Origin of the sequence: Streptomyces asiaticus (assembly GCF_018138715.1) — a bacterium.
GTDB lineage: Bacteria > Actinomycetota > Actinomycetes > Streptomycetales > Streptomycetaceae > Streptomyces > Streptomyces asiaticus.
In genome coordinates this window covers 8,646,680-8,662,564 of the sequence record NZ_JAGSHX010000006.1, presented here as the reverse complement: position 1 = coordinate 8,662,564, position 15,885 = coordinate 8,646,680, and the positions used below count along the sequence as shown (strand labels likewise).

Below are 15,885 nucleotides of genomic sequence, written 5' to 3'. Positions count from 1 at the left end.
CCGGCCGAGCGTCGCCCGCCACCCGGTGAACGCCTTACGGGCGCGGGCACGGAGCCGGTGGTGGGCACGGAGCCGGTGGTGGGCTCATAGCCAGTGGTTGGGTGCGGGGTCAGCCTCCGGCGCCGGTGAGCGCGAGCCGCGCGGGGCCGGGGAGCCGGGTGAGGGCCTCCAGGACCTCTGGCACCGTGATCCGCAACAGCCGCTCGTCCGGGACGTTTCCGTGGGCGTCACCCGGGCGGGCGGCGTCATCGTCCGGGTGCCAGAGCGCCCGGTGCGGCGGGCCGGGCGGCGGGCCCCACAGCCTGGGGGCAACCGGGCCGAAGAGGACGACGGACGGTGTGCCCACGGCGGTCGCCAGATGCGCCAGACCGGTGTCGCCGACGATCACCGCACGCGCCTGGCCCACCAGCGCGGCCAGTTCGGCGAACGGCGGGTCGGTGTCGCCGCCCAGCACGGCCGACCCGGGCAGCCCGGCGCGCCGCGCCACGTCCTGGGCCAGGCCGGCCTCCCCGGCGCCGGCGGTAATCACGATCCGGTGGCCGGCGGCGCGCAGCGCGGCGCCCACGGCCGCGAACCGCGCGGCCGGCCACCGGCGCGCCGCCGCGTCCGCACCGGGGTGGATCACCACGGCGCCCGGCGCGGGCGAGGGGCGCTCGGGTGCGCGGATGCGCAGGTCCTGGGGATCGGCAGGGATGCCGTACCAGGAGAGCAGACGGCACCAGCGGTCCCGCTCGTGCTCGTCCTCGCGCCACGGGGGCCCGGCGGTCCGCTCCGGGGGGTGGGCGTAGGCCAGCAGCCGGGCCGGGCGCAGCCGGGACAGCGGGCGGTGGCTGGCCGGGCCGTTGCCGTGGAGGTCCACCGCGACATCGGGCGGCGGCCCGCTCCAGTCGATCCGGCCGGGGACGGCCCGGCCGGGGGCCGAGGCGGGGATCACCCGGTCGACGGCTCCCGTGGCGAGGGCGGCGTGGGCCTGCCGGGCGGGCGCGACGAGCAGCAGTTCATGGCCGGGATGGGCCCGCCGCAGCGCGCGCAGGGCGGGCACGGCGGTGAGCAGATCGCCGAGCCCGAGGGCCCGTAGGACCACCAGCCGCGGGCGGTCGGCGGCAGGGCGGCCGGGGGTCTCGGACGCGGGATGGTCAGGGCTGCCGGGGCCGTCGGCGGCAGGGCGGCCGGTCATTGGCGGGGGTGGAGGGGTGACGTGGCGGGCTGGGTGGAGGTGTGGGGACCCAGGGCGGCTCGGCGGGCCAGTTCGGTGGTGGAGCGGCCGTCCAGGTAGGGCAGGACGAGGGCCCGGCCGCCCCAGTCGCGCAGTACGGCCGTCTCGGGCAGGGCGTCCGCGCTGTAGTCGCCGCCCTTGACCCATACATCGGGGCGCAGCTGCCGTAGCAAGGGTTCGGGGGTGTCCTCGTCGAAGACGGCGACGGCGTCCACACAGCCGAGTCCGGACAGGACGCGGATCCGGTCGGCCACCGGGTTGATGGGCCTGCCGGGCCCCTTGAGGCGCCCCACGGAGGCGTCGGAGTTGACGCAGACGATGAGGCAGTCGCCGATGCGGCGGGCGTTCTGTAGCAGCCCGACGTGCCCGGCGTGCAGCAGGTCGAAGCAGCCGCCGGTGGCGACGACCGTACCGCCGCGGGCGCGGACGGCCTCGGCGAGGGCGTGGGCGTCGGCGGGGCGGCGGAGCTCGGTGGGGTGGGGCCCGGGGCCGCCCGGGAGATCCCAGAGGGCGGGGTTCCCGGCGCCGCCCGCCGTGACGAACGCGGCCGCCTCGGCGACGGCGAGCTGCACCGCCTCCTCCGGGAGCGCCCCGTCGGCCAGCGCCCCGGCCGCGGTGGCGGCGAAGCAGTCACCGGCACCGCAGGGGTCACCCTGGGCCAGGTGGGGCGCGGGCACGTACATGGGGTTCTCCCGGTGCGGGAGGGCCAGCACCGCGCCGAGTTCGCCGAGGGTCACGGCGACCGCCGCGGCCCGCCAGCGTTCGGCGAGGCGGGCGCCCCGGCCGCCGTGCGCGTGCAGCGAGTCTGCGTCGCCGGACAGGGCGTGGCGGGCCGAGCCGAGCAGGGCGCGGGCCTCGGCGGCGCTGGGCGTGGCGAGCCGTGCGCCGGGCACGGGCTGCTCACCGCGTGGATGCGGATCCCAGACCAGGGGCACCCGGCGGGCGGCGGCGCCCAGTTGCCGCCGCAGCGCGGCGGCCGTGCCGCGGCCGTAATCTGCCACCAGGACGGCGCGGGCGTCCCGGAGCGCGGCGAGAGCGTCCGGGCCGGGATTCCCGGGGGTGCCGCCGCCGCGATCGACCCGGACCAACGGGCGGCCCCCGGCGCGGATACGGGTCTTGACCGGAAGAGTGCCCTCCAGCGGCAGCTCCACCAGCCGCACGCCCGGGGTCAGCGCGTTCCGCACGGTCTGGCTCGCGGTGTCGTCGCCCAGCGCCGTGACCAGGACGACCTCACGGCCCTGGCGCGCGGCGAGCGTGGCGGCGAGTCCCGCTCCCCCGGGGCGGCTTCGGTCCACGTCCACATCGATGACGGGTGCCGGTGCGTCCGGCGTCAGGCGGGTGGCCTCGCCGTCGATGTCCTGGTCCAGCAGGACGTCTCCGACGACGACGAGCGGTCGCGGGGCGGCGGGGGTCATGCTCTCACCTCCGATATGGCCCTCATGAGGACCGATACGGCTCTCATGAGGACGAATACGGCGTCACCACCCCGTCCGCGGGCACCGCCCCGTCCACCACCCCGATCTCGTGGTCGAAGGTCTCGCACAGCAGATGCAGGGCGACCAGATGCGCCTCCTGGACGGTGGCGGTGGAGTCGGAGCCGATGCACAGGGCATCGTCGGCGCGGAAGGCCAGCGGGTTGGGCCGGGGGCCGGTCATGGCCCACACGGACAGTCCGGCGGCCCGGCCGGTGTCGGCGGCGGCCAGCAGGTTGGGGCTGCGGCCGGAGGTGGACATCAGCATCAGCACATCGCCGGGCCTGCCGTGCGCGGCCACCTGACGGGCGTACAGCTCCTCGAAGCCGTAGTCGTTGCCGATGGCGGTGACGGCGGAGGTGTCGGCGTGCAGGGCGATGGCCGAGTACGCCGACCGCTCCCGCTGGTAGCGCCCGACGAGTTCGGCGGTGAGGTGCTGGGCCTGGGCGGCGCTGCCGCCGTTGCCCGCGGCCAGCAGCCGGCCGCCGACGGGGAGGATGGCGGCGAGGTGGCGGCCCCACTCGGCCATCTGTTCCAGACCGTGGTCGCGCAGTGCCACCAGCGCGTCCTGGAGCGACTGGCAGTGGGCGTGGGCGGCGCGCAGCCGGTCGACGGTGTCCGTCCCCGCGGGCGCGTATCCGGACGGGGACGGACGACGGGCGCGGGAGCCGGTGTCCGATACCCCCGCGTCCCGGGGCAGGGGGCGGGACTGGGGACGATCGCGGGTGCTCATGCCGCCTCCGTGACGGGTGCCTGGTGCGGGGTCAGGACGTCGTGGTACACGGCCTCGGTGGCGGCGGCCACCCGGTTCCAGCTGTAACGGGTCAGCACCCGCCGGCGGCCCGCCTCGCCGCAGGCCGCGCGCGCCGCCGGGCGGGCGAGGAGCGCGGCGGCGGCCTCGGCGAGGGCGACCGGGTCGCGGGGCGGGACGAGCCGGCCGGTGCCGGGGTCGGCGACGGTGTCGCACTGTCCGCCGACGGCGGAGGCGACGACGGGCGTTCCGCAGCTCATGGCCTCCAGGGGGACGATCCCGAAGGGCTCGTAGTCGGCGGGGCACAGCACGAGGTCGGCGGCGCGCAGCAGTTCGGGCATCCGCTCCGGCGGCAGTCCGCCGGTGAGCCGGACCCGGTCGGCGACGCCGAGGCGGTCGGCGAGCCGCCGCAGCCGCCGTGCCTCGGGGTCATCGCTCAGCTGGGCGGACGGCGGTCCTCCGGCGATGACGAGTTCGGCGTCCGGCAGCAGGGTGAGCGCGGCGATGGAGACGGCGGCCCCCTTGCGCGGTACGAGCCGTCCGATCTGGGCGAGCAGGGCCCGGCGGGCCGGGCGGGGCGCCGCCGGCCCGGCCGGGGTGAACAGCCGCGGGTCGACTCCGCAGGGCACGACGGTGATCCGCTCGGGGTCCAGCCCCATGGCGGCCAGTTCGCCGACCTCGTCGCGGCAGGTGGCCACGATCCGGTCGCAGCCCTCCCCGACGGCGGTCTCCCAGGGGACGCGGTCGGCAGGGCTGGTGTCGGCGTCCTTCTGGTGGCGCCGCTTGACGGTGCCCAGCGCGTGGTAGGTGTGCGCGAGCGGCAGTCCGAGGGCGCGGGTGGCCTGGAGCGAGGCGACGCCGGACATCCAGAAGTGGGAGTGCACCAGATCGGGTGGCGCGCCCCGCCATTCGCTTTCCAGATAGGCGCCGAACCGCCGCATGTACGGCAGGAGGTCGTCCTTGGGAAGTGGCCGGACGGGGCCCGCGGGGACGTGCCGCACCTCGACGCCCGGGTGCGGGCGGACGGTCACGGGCAGGTGGGGGGCGTCGCGGCGGGTGTAGACGCGGACGCGGTGGCCACGGTCGGCGAGGGCCGCGGCGAGCCGGGCGACATGGACGTTCTGGCCGCCGGCGTCCACCCCGCCGAGCGGGGCGAGCGGGCTGGCGTGCTCCGAGACGAGTGCGATGTCCAGGTGCTCGGGCGGTCCGTGGCGCGGAGTCATCGGGTCACCTCCTCCATGAGCCGCTCCCAGTCGTCCAGGAAGCGTTTGAGTCCGTAGGCGTCGAGCGCCGCCCGGCGGGCCCGTGCCCCGTCCTCGGCGGCGGCGTCGGGGTCCCGCAGATAGCGGCGGACCGCGCGGGCGAGGACGTCGGGGCGGGTGGAGAGCACCCCGGCCCCGGCCGGCACCGCCTCGACGGCCTCGGTGGCGGCCAGGGCGACGACGGGCAGCCCCAAGTGCATGGCTTCCAGGAGGGAGAGACCGAGCGAGGTCCAGCGCACGGGGTGCAGATACACCCGGCGGCGCGCCATGGCGGTGTGCAGCTCGGCCTGGGGGAGGTCGTGGGCGCGGCAGCGGTCGGGGGGCAGGCCGAGATGGTCGGCGAGTCCTTCGGTCGCCATGCCGAAGACGTCCAGCGGGGCGGCGTCGCTGAGGGCGGGCAGCAGATCGGTGCCGGTGTGGCGGCCGCGTCGGATCGGTTCGTTGACGACGACGGCGGCGCGGGTCAGCTCCCCGGTGTAGCGGTGGCCGGGGTCGACGATGCCGTGCTCGATGACGGTGGTGGGGGCGCGGCCGCTGTCCCAGAAGAGCCGGTTGAAGTGGGTGACGTGGACGAGGGTGAGGTCGTCGCGGTCGGCGCAGGGGTGGCGGGTGCCGGGGACGTCTCCCTCCGGCGCGTTGTGCTCCAGGTAGACGGCGGGCACATCGCGCCCGGGGCGGCGGCCGCCGAGCCAGCGCCTCGCCAGCTCGGCCTCGTGGGGCCGCTGGAGGACGACCAGGTCCACGGGGGCGTCCCGCAGCTCCTCCGGGGTGACCTCGGTGACCGTGTCGGGCCAGGTGTAGGTGCGGGCCCGGCCGCGTCCGTCCGGGCCCCGGCCGGGGAGGACGGGGACCAGGCAGCGGTGCGGGCCCTGGACGAAGGCCGTGGTCCAGGAGCCGTGCACATGCCACAGGAGGACGTTCATTCGGGCTCCTTACGGTCGTCGTCGGCTCCGTTCGGCGCCGCCGGGGCGGCCACGTCGGCTCCGTCCGGCTCAGACGGCGCGGCCACGTCCGGCGCCGTCAGCGCGGTCCCGTCCGGCTCAGACAGCGCGGCCACGGCGGCGAGCACCTCGGCGTCGGTGACGGAGTCCAGGCAGGGGTGGCCCGGCACCGGGCAGACCCGGGCGCGGCTGCCCGCGCACGCCGCGTCCTGGCGGCCCAGCAGCCGGTGCGGCACCCGGTAGGGGGCCCAGCGCTCGGCGGGGACGACGGGCGCGAAGAGGCAGACGACCGGGGTGCCGACGGCGGCGGCCAGATGGGAGGGCCCGGTGTTTCCGGTCACCACCACGTCGGCGCCCGCGAGCACTCCGGCCAGTTCGGGGAAGGAGGTGCGGCCGCCGAGGTCGAGGGCGATGCCGTCGGCGATGTCGGCCGTCAGCTCCTTCTCGGCCGGGCCGCCGGTGACCACCACGCGGTGGCCGGCCTCCTCCAGCGCGGCCACCGCCCGGGCGGCCCGCGCGGGGCTCCAGGCGCGGGCGGGCACGGCGGCTCCGGGGTGGACCACCACATAGGGGTCGGTGCCGGTGAGCGGGGCGGTGTCGGGCAGCGCGGTCAGGGCCAGCGCGCCCTCGTCGCCGGGCGGGAGGGCGAAGCCGGACGCCTCGGCCAGGTCGAGCGCGGCCCGCGCCTCGTGGCGGTGGGGCGCGCGCCGGTGGCGCAGGTCCAGCAGGGTGCCGGGATAGTGCTCGCTGTCGGCGGCGGTCCAGGGGATTCCGGCCAGCTTCAGCAGCAGTGCGGCGGGCAGCGGGCTCTGGTGGTACGAGGAGAGGATCAGCGCGCGGTCGAAGCGGCGGGCGGCCAGGCAGTCCACGAGGGCGTCGATGAGCTCGCGGCGCACCGGCGGGGCCTCGAAGCCCACCCAGGGCGCGTCATGGACCAGCACCTCGTCGAGGCCGGGCAGCATCCGGGCGGCGGGCTCGCCGAGCGGGCCGCACAGCATCGCGGTGTACGCCGACCCGGCGGCCACCGCCCGTACGGCGGGCCCGGCCAGCAGCACGTCTCCCGCGCTGTCGAGCCGCACGACGAGGGTGCGCGGACCGGTGTGGCGGGCGCTCATGGGGCGTCTCCCGCCCTGACGGGCAGCCCCCGTACGGCCGTCAGGAGGTCCGGTGCGGTCCGTGCGGCGTACGCGATCTCCTCCGGGCGGGTCACCGCGTTGGGGACGAGGACGCCTCGGGCGCCCGCCGCGCGGGCCGCCGCCAGGTCCGCGCCGATGTCGCCGAGGACGACGGCCCTGCGCGGATCGGTGCCCAGCGCCGCGCACGCGGCGTGGATCAGCCCGGGGGCGGGCTTGCGGCACCCGCAGCGGTCGGCGGGGCCATGGGGGCACACCGCCCAGATGTCGAAGGGTCCCAGCAGCTCCTCGACCCGCCGCATGACGGCCTCGACCGCGCCGGGGGTGAGCAGGCCGCGGGCGACGCCCGACTGGTTGGTGACCACCCCGACCGGGACGCCCCACTCCCGTACCGCGTCGACCGCGGCCCTGGCGTGCGGCATGAGCCGCACCCGGGCGGGATCGCCGTTGTAGGGGACGTCCTGGATCAGCGTGCCGTCCCGGTCGAAGAGCACAGCGCCCGGAAGTCCCCGCCGGACGGGCACGCGGGGGCGGGCGGGACGGTCACCCGGGGTGAACAGCCACGGCACCCCTCCTGGGACGAATGGTGCCTTTGGTGCATATATGGCCAACACGGGCACCGAGTAGCCCGGACGGTCCATCACCAAACGCGACCAAGCGCTACCCATGCCCGAGCGTCCTGGTGCGCCTGGCCGCCGACCGCCAGAACGCGGCGGCCGCGCGGTGCCGCACCAGCCCCGCCAGCCAGTGCGCGGTGGCCACGGGCGGGATGACGGCGCTGGTCACGGCCATCGTGGCGAGCTCGTCCGGGGTGCGCGGCCCGGGCCGGGTCCGGGCCAGGGCGAATTCGGCGGTTCCGGCCAGCCACAGCGCCGTGCCCGCCGCGGCCGCCCGCCGCCGGCCCGCCAGGGCGCCGGTCAGGGCGACGGCACCGGCCGCCGCGATGGCCAGATGGCGTGGCAGCCGGCCGCGCGGGGCGCCGGCCCGGTCCCACCAGCCGCGGCCGTGGACCTTGGCCATCAGCACGTCGTCCGCGTTCCCCGCCTGGGTGCGCACCGACACCCAGCGGTTCGCCGGGCGCACCGGATGGACCGTGCTCCGCGATCCCCGCTCCAGCCGCCACCCGGCGGCCATGACCCGCAGCGCCAGGTCGGCGTCCTCGCGGAAGGCGCGCGGAAACCGCTCGTCGAAGCCGCCCACCGCGGCCAGCGCGGCCCTCCGGTACGCCATGTCGGCGGTGATCCAGCGGGCGGAGGCCAGCCCCGCGGTGGTGCGCTCCCAGTCGGTGGGCCTGCGGTCCTCCGGCAGCGGAACGGTGATCCGCGCCTGGACCCCGCCGGTGCCGGGACCGGCCGCCGCCAGATCGGCGGCGAGGTCGTCCGCCCAGGTGGGGCCGGGGACCACATCGTCGTCGAGGAAGACCGTCCAGGGCTCGGGGGCGGCCCGCCAGCCGATGTTGCGCGCGGCGGCGGGCCCGGCGGCGCAGCCGGGCGCGGTCTCCACCAGGGGGGCGAGCTCGGTGGGGATGTCGGCGGGCAGCGGGGTGCAGTCCTCCAGCGGCCGGTCGTCGACGAGGACGACCCGCCGGGGCGCGGGACCCTTGGCGTCGGCGAGCGCCCGCAGGGTCACGGAGAGACTGGGGCGGCCCAGCGTCGGGATGACCACGGCGTACTCGGGTCCGCCGGTCCGCTCTCCGGTGTCCGTCATACCTGGCTCCTCCCATGGCGGGGGTCGGTGCGGTCATGTGCGATGGGCACGGGCCGGTGCGGCTCATATGCGGTACGTGCCCCGGCGTCAGGCCCCCTCGGGCGCGGCCGTGTCCGGACGGCCGCCCGCGAAGAAGGCGCCACGGCGGATCACGAACGGCCCGATCGCCAGCAGGTCGACGGGGGCGGAGCCGAAGCACTCCAGGGCGTCACGCGGATCGTCGACCATCGGCCGGCCCGAGGTGTTGAGGCTGGTGTTGACGACCACCGGCAGCCCGGTGCGGCGTTCGAACGCGCTCAGCAGGCGGGCCACCAGCGGTTCGTCGGCGGAATCGACGGTCTGGATGCGGGCCGTGCCGTCCACGTGCACCACGGCCGGGATACGGTCCCGCCACTCCGGCGCGACCTCGTGCACGAAGAGCATGTACGGGCTGGGCAGCGGGCCGTCGAAGATCTCGGCCGCGCGCTCGGCGCGCACCATCGGGGCGACCGGCCGGAACTGCTCCCGCCCCTTGACGTCGTTGAGCCGCTCGAGGTTTCCCGAACGGCCGGGGTGGGCCAGCAGCGAGCGGTGGCCCAGCGCCCGGGGCCCGTACTCGGAGCGCCCCTGGAACCAGGCGACGATCGCGTCGTCCGCGAGCGCCTCGGCCACCGTCTCGGCCACATCGGCCGGGCGTTCGTAGGGCACCGCGGCCGTCTTCAGCCACGCCTCCAGCTCGGCGTCCGACCAGCGGCGCCCGAGGTCGGCCCCGGCCATCGGCTCGGGCCGGTCGCCGCCCTGTGCGCTCAAGTGCAGGGCGCCGCCGAGCGCGGTGCCCGCGTCCCCGGCGGCGGGCTGGACCCAGACCCGGTCGAACGGGCCCTCGCGGGCGATACGGGAGTTGGCCACGCAGTTCAGCGCCACTCCCCCGGCCAGGGTCAGCACCCGGTCATGGGTGCGTCCGTGCAGCCAGCGCACCAGGTCCAGCAGTATCTCCTCCAGACACGCCTGGGCGCTCGCCGCGAGATCGGCGTGCGACTGCGACCACGCCTGGCCGGGGCGCAGCGGGGGGCACAGCCCGTCCCAGGGCACCCCGGTGGCGTGGAAACCGCCGTCGCCGGTGGCGTACACAAACCGCCGCAGCTCGTCCAGCATCCGCGGAGTGCCGTAGGAGGCGAGGGCCATCACCTTGTACTCGTCGCTGGAGCGCAGGAAGCCCAGGTGCTCGGTGAGTTCCTCGTAGACCAGCCCCAGGGAGTGGGGCAGCTCCTGGCCGTGGAGCGGCTCCAGCCGGTCGCCGACGCGGCGCGCCGCGAGATGCGAGGTGGCCTCCCCGCGTCCGTCGAGGACGAGGACGGAGCTGGTGTCGGCGCCGGGCGCGGCGAGCGCGCTGGAGGCGGCGTGCGCCATGTGGTGGGGGACGAACCGCACGGCGTCGGGGTCCAGTCCGGGCAGGGCGGTGCGCAGGAAGCCGGGGGCCTCGCGGGCGTAGGTGAGCCGCAGGTGGTCCCAGGGGTCGTCCAGGCCCATGGACGCGGCGGGGCGGGCGAGGGCGGGGTCGAAGGAGTAGGCGACGGCGTCCAGGTCCTCCGGGCGCAGCCCTGCCTGCTCCAGGCACCAGGCCGCCGCCTTCTCCGGGAGCTCCCAGGCGGAAAACGGCACCGGCCGTTTGCCGTGTTTGCGCCGGGAGAACCGCTCCTCCTCGGCGGCGGCGACGGTACGGCCGTCGACGACCAGGGCGGCGGCCGGGTCGTGGAAGAGGGCGTTGATGCCGAGGATGCGCATGGGCGGACCTTTCGGCGGCCCGGGGCCGCGGCGGAAGGGGGCGTGAAGGCGGTTGGGCGAGGGCGTCAGGCGGCCTGGCGGCGGAACCAGTCGATGGTGCGGGCCAGCCCCTCGTCGGCGGGGACGGCCGGTGCCCACTGGAGCTTGCCGCGGGCGAGGGTGATGTCCGGGCAGCGGACGGCGGGGTCGTCGGTGGGCCGGTCGATGAACGCGACGGCGGAGCGCGAACCGGCCAGTTCGATGATCTTGTGGGCGAGGTCCAGCATGGTGATCTCGTCCGCGTTGCCGATGTTGACCGGGCCGAGGAGGTCGGATCCGGCCATGGCGAGGATGCCGCGCACGGTGTCGTCGATGTAGGCGAGCGAGCGCGTCTGGCTGCCGTCGCCGGTGACCGTGAGGGGCTCATCGGCCAGCGCCTGCCGGATGAAGGTGGGCACGGCCCGTCCGTCGTGTCCGCGCATGCGCGGCCCGTAGGTGTTGAACAGCCGCACAATGCCGGCATCCGTGCCGTTCGTCCCGGCCTCGGCGCAGGTCAGGGCCTCGCCGAAGCGCTTGGCCTCGTCGTAGACGCTGCGCGGTCCGACCGGGTTGACATTGCCCCAGTAGCGCTCGTTCTGCGGATGCTGCTGCGGGTCGCCGTACGCCTCCGAGGTGGAGGCCAGCACGAAGCGCGCCTCGTGGCGGCGGGCCAGGGCCAGTGCGTTGCGGGTGCCGAGGCTGCCCGTCTCCAGGGTGTGCAGCGGCAGCCGCAGATAGTCGGCCGGGGAGGCGGGGGACGCGAAGTGCAGGACGAGATCGGCGGGCCGCTTCACCTCGAACCCCTCGGTGACATCGGCATGCTGAAGGGTGAAGCCGGGCCGGTCCATCAGGTGGGCCACGTTGTCCGGGGTTCCGGTGCAGAAATCGTCCACACAGGTCACGGCCGTGCCCTGGTCGAGAAGCGCCGCGCACAGATGTGAACCGACGAATCCGGCTCCCCCGGTGACCACGGCGTGCGACCAGGTACGGACGGGGACGACGGAGTCGGATCGCTCCATGGCCCCTCCCTTCCTTCGCGTTGGGCCCCACCCCAGTACCCGCGACGAAAGGAGGCAATCAGGGCACATCCCCCCGTTCCTCCCCCTACCGGGTCAACCGATAGGGGAAAGGGGTTCGTGCGACACCGGCGCGGCAGCCCGTTCCGCGGCGGCGGGCTCGACGGGAACGACGGTGGCGGGCGTGCGGCGGGAAGCGGTGCGGCGGGCGTGCACCAGCGTGCCCGCGCCGATGACCGCCGCGATGATCAGCCCACCGGTCACCAGGGCGCCGCGCGGCCCCGCCCACTCCATGAGCAGGCCCAGCAGGGGCGGACCGGCCAGGCCCCAGCCGGTCTCCGCGGTGCGCCACACGCCGAGCACCCGGCCGCGCATCCCGGGCGGCGGGTCGGTCTGGAGCACCGTGGTACCGGCCGTGTCGGAGACCGACTCGGCCACCGCCATCGGGGCCACCAGCACCAGCAGCGGGATCAGCCCCGGCGACAGCCCGGCCAGCGCCTGGAGCAGTGCCCCGGCGGCGGCGAGCGCGCCCACCATCCGCACCGACGGCCGCTGCATCCGCCCCGCGAGGACCGCGCCCGCGATCCCGCCCACGGCCAGGACGGTGGCCACGGTCCCGAAGTCCTCGGAGCTCCCGGCCAGCGGGCCGGTGACCAGGACCGCCAGGGTCAGTCCGTAGTTCCGGCCGAAGACGGCACTCACCGCCGTGATCACGGTGAGGGCGACCAGACGCGGCCGCTTCACGAAGAAGCCCAGCCCGTCGCGGGCACCGGCACCGGAGAGCCGGTCCAGGCGCGCGGCGGGCGGGCCCGCGGCGGCGGGCGGGCCCGCGGCGGTGGCCGCGCCCGGGTGGGGGCGCAGGAAGGGGATGACGGCCGCGACACACAGGAACGACAGCCCGTTGACGGCGTAGGCGGCCGCGGTACCGAGCGTGCCCACCGCGACACCCGCGCAGGCCACGCCGATGAGCCGGCCGGCGCTGCTGACGACGGAGCCCAGGGCGATCGCCGAGGGGACGTCGTCGGGCGGCACCAGATCGTTGCCGAGCAGGGCGCAGGCGGGCGCGTCCACGGTGGCGACGAGACCGGTCACCGCGGCGAGCACCATCAGCGAGACCACGTTGAGCAGGTCGAACGCGACCAGGGCGGCCGTGACGAAGGCGACGAGGCCCAGCACCGCCTGGCTGACGGCCGCCGTGAGCTTGCGCGGCCATGCGTCCACCGCCGCTCCGCCGAGCAGCCCCATGAGCAGCCCGGGGGCGGCCTGCACGGAGAGGGAGAGCCCGGTGGTGGCGGCGGAGCCGGTGATGTGCAGCACCAGCAGGTTCTGCACGGTCAACTGCATCCAGGTGCCGACGTTGGACACCAGGTTCGCCGCCGACCACCACCGCATGGCCCCGTGGCGCAGACTGCGCCACGGGGTGCGTGTGCCCCGCTCCGGGGAGCGGGGCCTGGGTATGCGGGGCGGCAGGGAGGGGGTCATGGCGAGGTCAGGCCGGTTTCCGGGTGCGGGGCGGAAGTGGAGAGGGCCCGTATCCGGGGCCCGGCTGACACGGGTTGCCGTACGTCAGCGACGACCCATGCTCACAGACGGCTCTCCAGGACGCGGAATCCACCCGGGGTGGCATTCCTCACAAACCGGCATATGACCTGCTCAGAGCGGCTGGAAGGGACGCTTCCGGGCCCGGCGCACCCCAGTGGCGGGGATCGGCTACGCGGCCCTCGCGCGCCGCACCCCGTAGGCCGCGGCGCCCAGGGCCAGCACCGCCGCGCCGGAGACCACCGAGGAGACGGGCAGCGCGAAGGCCAGCAGCAGACAGCCGGCCAGGCCGAGCCCCGGCACGATCCGCGGTGGGCGGCCCTCGGCCGGGGTGAGGGTCCAGGCGGAGGCGTTGGCCACCGCGTAGTAGGCCAGCACCCCGAACGAGGAGAACCCGATCGCGCCGCGCAGATCCGCCGTCGCCGCCAGGACCGCCACCACCGCGCCCACGGCCAGTTCGGCGCGGTGCGGCACCGCGAACCGGGGGTGTACCGCGGCCAGCGCGGGCGGAAGGTGCCGGTCGCGGGCCATGGCCAGGGTGGTCCGGGAGACGCCCAGGATCAGCGCCAGCAGCGACCCCAGCGCGGCCACCGCGGCTCCCGCCCGCACCACCGGCGCCAGCCCCGGGAGCCCGGCGGCGCGCACGGCGTCGGCCAGCGGGGCGCCCGCCGCGCCCAGCCCGCCGCTGCCCAGCACGGTCAGCACGGCGACCGCGACCGCCGCGTAGACGGCCAGGGTGATGCCGAGCGCGAGGGGGATGGCGCGGGGGATGGTCCGCGCCGGGTCGCGGACCTCCTCGCCGAGGGTGGCGATACGGGCGTAGCCGGCGAAGGCGAAGAACAGCAGGCCGCCCGCGCGCAGCACCCCGCCGAGGGTGGCGTCGCCGCCGATCTCCAGCCGTGCGGCGTCCGCCTCGCCGGAGGCGAGGAGGGCGACGACCACGGCGGCCAGGACCGCGAGCACGACGGCCACGATCGCCCGGGTCAGCCAGGCGGCCTTGTGCACGCCCACGTAGTTGACGGCGGTCAGCGCCACCACGGCCGCCACCGCGACCGCGTGTGCCTGGGCGGGCCAGACATAGGAGCCGACGGTCAGGGCCATCGCCGCGCAGGAGGCGGTCTTGCCGACCACGAACCCCCAGCCGGCCAGATACCCCCAGAAGTCGCCCAGCCGCTCACGGCCGTAGACATAGGTGCCGCCCGACTGCGGATAGCGGGCGGCCAGCCGCGCGGAGGAGGTGGCGTTGCAGTACGCCACCACTCCGGCGGCCACCAGGCCGAGCAGCAGCCCCGTCCCCGCCTCCCGCGCCGCGGGCCCCAGCGCCCCGAAGATGCCCGCGCCGATCATCGACCCCAGGCCGACCACGACCGCGTCGAAGACCCCGAGGCGCCGCCGCAACTCCCCCGGTCCGGCAGGGGTGTTCGCCGTGTCCCCCATCGCTCAGCCCCGGCCCGGGTATGAGGCGGCGACGGATCCGAGGGCGCGCGGCAGCGGAAGCTGCCAGCAGACGGCGTAGCGCATGTGCTCCAGTATGGTGCGCGGATTCGACCACCGGCCGAGCGGGGTCCGCCCCTTGCCCGCCGCTCTACGATGGGGGCATGCCGGTCAGCGAACCCTCCTCACCTGCGACCCGGTCGCATACGCATCCCAGCGGCGCGGCGCAGTTCGCCACGGCCGCCAATGTCTTCTCGCTGCTGTCCGACCCGACCCGGCTGCATCTGGTGTGGTCCCTCGCCCGGGGCGAGGCCGATGTCAACACCCTCACCGAGGCCAGCGGCGCGGCCCGCCCGGCGGTCAGCCAGCATCTGGCCAAGCTCCGGCTGGCCGGGCTGGTCCAGGTGCGCAAGGAGGGCCGCCGCTCGGTGTACTCCCTTCACGACGGCCATCTGCGCCGGCTGGTCACCGAGGCCGTCAACCACGCGGACCACATGGTCACCGGGGCCCCGCCGCACGACTGAGCCCCCATCCGTCTCCAGGTGGCGCTCACACGGCGTGGTGGGCCAGCAGGCGATGCGGGTCCTCCGCACCCGGCCCGGGGGCCGGATCGGTGTGCACCAGGGCGGCGGTCAGCCGGGGCACCGCGTGGAGGAGGGCGTGTTCGGCCCCGACCGCCACATCGTGCGCCGCCCGCAGTTCCAGGCCGCCGTCCACCTCGACCGTGACCTCGGCACGCAGCCGGTGGCCGATCCAGCGCATCCGGAGTTCGGTCACCCCGAGCACTCCGGGGACCTCGCGCAGGGCGGCCTCGCCCGCGTCGATCACCGCCGGGTCGACGGAGTCCATCAGCCGCCGGAACACCTCGCGGGCGGCGTCCTTGAGGACGAGCAGGATGGCGGCGGTGATGGCCAGGCCGACGATCGGGTCCGCGAGCTGCCGGCCGAGCGCCGCGCCGCCCGCGCCCAGCAGCACGGCCAGGGAGGTGAAGCCGTCGGTGCGGGCGTGCAGTCCGTCGGCGACCAGGGCCGCGGAGCCGATCCGGCGCCCGACCCGGATCCGGTGGCGGGCCACCCATTCGTTGCCGATGAAGCCGAGGGCCGCCGCGACCGCGACGACGCCCGGATGGGACATGGCGCGCGGGTGCAGCAGCCGCTCCACGGCCTCGTACGCGGCCAGGGCCGCCGAGGCGGCGATGGTCAGGACGATGACGATCCCGGCCAGGTCCTCGGCCCGGCCGTAGCCGTAGGTGAACCGGCGGTCCGCCGCGCGGCGTCCCAGGACGAACGCCACGCCGAGCGGCAGCGCGGTCAGCGCGTCGGCGGCGTTGTGAACGGTGTCGCCCAGCAGCGCCACCGAGCCGGACAGCACGACGACCGCGGCTTGGAGGACCGCGGTGGCGCCGAGGACGGCGAGGGACAGCCACAGGGCACGCATGCCCTCGGCCGAGGACTCCAGCGCGGAGTCGACCTTCTGCGCCGACTCGTGGGAGTGCGGTTTCAGCAGATGCGCGAGCTGGTGCCGGCGGTGGTGGTGCCGGTGTCCGTGGTGATGGGACTCCATGCCACCATTATGTGCATACACGCGCACGCATGCACCCGTTGGGCCGGGGAAGGCTTCGCCGGACCGCGA

At 76.1% G+C, this 15,885-nt stretch carries 14 protein-coding genes; 1 reads left to right on the top strand and 13 read right to left on the bottom strand.

The window, feature by feature from the left end:
- Positions 1-109: 109 nt before the first annotated feature.
- The 12 genes from KHP12_RS44820 to KHP12_RS44765 all read right to left on the bottom strand — a co-directional run bounded on the left by KHP12_RS44820 (position 110) and on the right by KHP12_RS44765 (position 14,256).
- Positions 110-1,177, bottom strand: a complete 1,068-nt coding sequence (locus tag KHP12_RS44820) for a glycosyltransferase family 9 protein (protein ID WP_210608978.1) — start codon at positions 1,175-1,177, stop codon at positions 110-112.
- Entirely contained in the window at positions 1,174-2,631 is a 1,458-nt protein-coding gene (gene rfaE2, locus KHP12_RS44815) for a D-glycero-beta-D-manno-heptose 1-phosphate adenylyltransferase (RefSeq protein ID WP_210608979.1), read from the bottom strand. Before rfaE2 ends, KHP12_RS44820 begins: the two co-directional genes overlap by 4 nt.
- Positions 2,632-2,674: 43 nt before the next feature.
- Positions 2,675-3,421: an SIS domain-containing protein gene (locus tag KHP12_RS44810; protein WP_086879364.1), complete on the bottom strand. Its 747-nt coding sequence runs from the start codon at positions 3,419-3,421 to the stop codon at positions 2,675-2,677.
- Positions 3,418-4,662 (bottom strand): glycosyltransferase, encoded by a 1,245-nt coding sequence (locus KHP12_RS44805; protein ID WP_086879365.1) that lies wholly within the window; start codon positions 4,660-4,662, stop codon positions 3,418-3,420. The genes KHP12_RS44810 and KHP12_RS44805 overlap by 4 nt, the downstream gene beginning before the upstream one ends.
- Positions 4,659-5,624, bottom strand: coding sequence for a glycosyltransferase (locus KHP12_RS44800; RefSeq protein ID WP_086879366.1), 966 nt, complete (start codon positions 5,622-5,624; stop codon positions 4,659-4,661). The genes KHP12_RS44805 and KHP12_RS44800 overlap by 4 nt, the downstream gene beginning before the upstream one ends.
- Positions 5,621-6,757, bottom strand: a complete 1,137-nt coding sequence (locus tag KHP12_RS44795; protein WP_086879367.1) for a glycosyltransferase family 9 protein — start codon at positions 6,755-6,757, stop codon at positions 5,621-5,623. Before KHP12_RS44795 ends, KHP12_RS44800 begins: the two co-directional genes overlap by 4 nt.
- Complete coding sequence (locus tag KHP12_RS44790; protein WP_308017023.1) at positions 6,754-7,269, bottom strand: D-glycero-alpha-D-manno-heptose-1,7-bisphosphate 7-phosphatase; 516 nt, start codon at positions 7,267-7,269, stop codon at positions 6,754-6,756. Before KHP12_RS44790 ends, KHP12_RS44795 begins: the two co-directional genes overlap by 4 nt.
- Positions 7,270-7,435: 166 nt before the next feature.
- Positions 7,436-8,482, bottom strand: coding sequence for a glycosyltransferase family 2 protein (locus tag KHP12_RS44785; protein WP_086879369.1), 1,047 nt, complete (start codon positions 8,480-8,482; stop codon positions 7,436-7,438).
- Between the two features lie 87 nt (positions 8,483-8,569).
- Positions 8,570-10,246 (bottom strand): carbamoyltransferase family protein, encoded by a 1,677-nt coding sequence (locus KHP12_RS44780; protein ID WP_210608980.1) that lies wholly within the window; start codon positions 10,244-10,246, stop codon positions 8,570-8,572.
- Between the two features lie 65 nt (positions 10,247-10,311).
- On the bottom strand, positions 10,312-11,283 hold the full coding sequence (locus tag KHP12_RS44775) for an NAD-dependent epimerase/dehydratase family protein (protein WP_211834548.1): 972 nt from the start codon (positions 11,281-11,283) through the stop codon (positions 10,312-10,314).
- A gap of 93 nt (positions 11,284-11,376) precedes the next feature.
- Positions 11,377-12,762 (bottom strand): MFS transporter, encoded by a 1,386-nt coding sequence (locus tag KHP12_RS44770; RefSeq protein ID WP_086886294.1) that lies wholly within the window; start codon positions 12,760-12,762, stop codon positions 11,377-11,379.
- 228 nt (positions 12,763-12,990) lie between these two features.
- Positions 12,991-14,256: an APC family permease gene (locus tag KHP12_RS44765; protein WP_086886295.1), complete on the bottom strand. Its 1,266-nt coding sequence runs from the start codon at positions 14,254-14,256 to the stop codon at positions 12,991-12,993.
- 161 nt (positions 14,257-14,417) lie between these two features.
- Here KHP12_RS44765 and KHP12_RS44760 point away from each other — a divergent pair, with 161 nt between their 5' ends.
- Positions 14,418-14,777 (top strand): ArsR/SmtB family transcription factor, encoded by a 360-nt coding sequence (locus KHP12_RS44760; protein ID WP_037947629.1) that lies wholly within the window; start codon positions 14,418-14,420, stop codon positions 14,775-14,777.
- Between the two features lie 25 nt (positions 14,778-14,802).
- On the opposite strand, the gene KHP12_RS44755 is transcribed toward KHP12_RS44760, so the two are convergent.
- Entirely contained in the window at positions 14,803-15,816 is a 1,014-nt protein-coding gene (locus tag KHP12_RS44755) for a cation diffusion facilitator family transporter (protein WP_211834547.1), read from the bottom strand.
- Between the last annotated feature and the right edge of the window lie 69 nt (positions 15,817-15,885).

Bases quoted from the DNA above. Each gene is read 5' to 3' on its own strand.
- KHP12_RS44820 (WP_210608978.1), bottom strand. From the start codon at position 1,177: ATGACCGGCCGCCCTGCCGCCGACGGCCCCGGCAGCCCTGACCATCCC.
- rfaE2 (WP_210608979.1), bottom strand. From the start codon at position 2,631: ATGACCCCCGCCGCCCCGCGACCGCTCGTCGTCGTCGGAGACGTCCTG.
- KHP12_RS44810 (WP_086879364.1), bottom strand. From the start codon at position 3,421: ATGAGCACCCGCGATCGTCCCCAGTCCCGCCCCCTGCCCCGGGACGCG.
- KHP12_RS44805 (WP_086879365.1), bottom strand. From the start codon at position 4,662: ATGACTCCGCGCCACGGACCGCCCGAGCACCTGGACATCGCACTCGTC.
- KHP12_RS44800 (WP_086879366.1), bottom strand. From the start codon at position 5,624: ATGAACGTCCTCCTGTGGCATGTGCACGGCTCCTGGACCACGGCCTTC.
- KHP12_RS44795 (WP_086879367.1), bottom strand. From the start codon at position 6,757: ATGAGCGCCCGCCACACCGGTCCGCGCACCCTCGTCGTGCGGCTCGAC.
- KHP12_RS44785 (WP_086879369.1), bottom strand. From the start codon at position 8,482: ATGACGGACACCGGAGAGCGGACCGGCGGACCCGAGTACGCCGTGGTC.
- KHP12_RS44780 (WP_210608980.1), bottom strand. From the start codon at position 10,246: ATGCGCATCCTCGGCATCAACGCCCTCTTCCACGACCCGGCCGCCGCC.
- KHP12_RS44775 (WP_211834548.1), bottom strand. From the start codon at position 11,283: ATGGAGCGATCCGACTCCGTCGTCCCCGTCCGTACCTGGTCGCACGCC.
- KHP12_RS44770 (WP_086886294.1), bottom strand. From the start codon at position 12,762: ATGACCCCCTCCCTGCCGCCCCGCATACCCAGGCCCCGCTCCCCGGAG.
- KHP12_RS44765 (WP_086886295.1), bottom strand. From the start codon at position 14,256: ATGGGGGACACGGCGAACACCCCTGCCGGACCGGGGGAGTTGCGGCGG.
- KHP12_RS44760 (WP_037947629.1), top strand. From the start codon at position 14,418: ATGCCGGTCAGCGAACCCTCCTCACCTGCGACCCGGTCGCATACGCAT.
- KHP12_RS44755 (WP_211834547.1), bottom strand. From the start codon at position 15,816: ATGGAGTCCCATCACCACGGACACCGGCACCACCACCGCCGGCACCAG.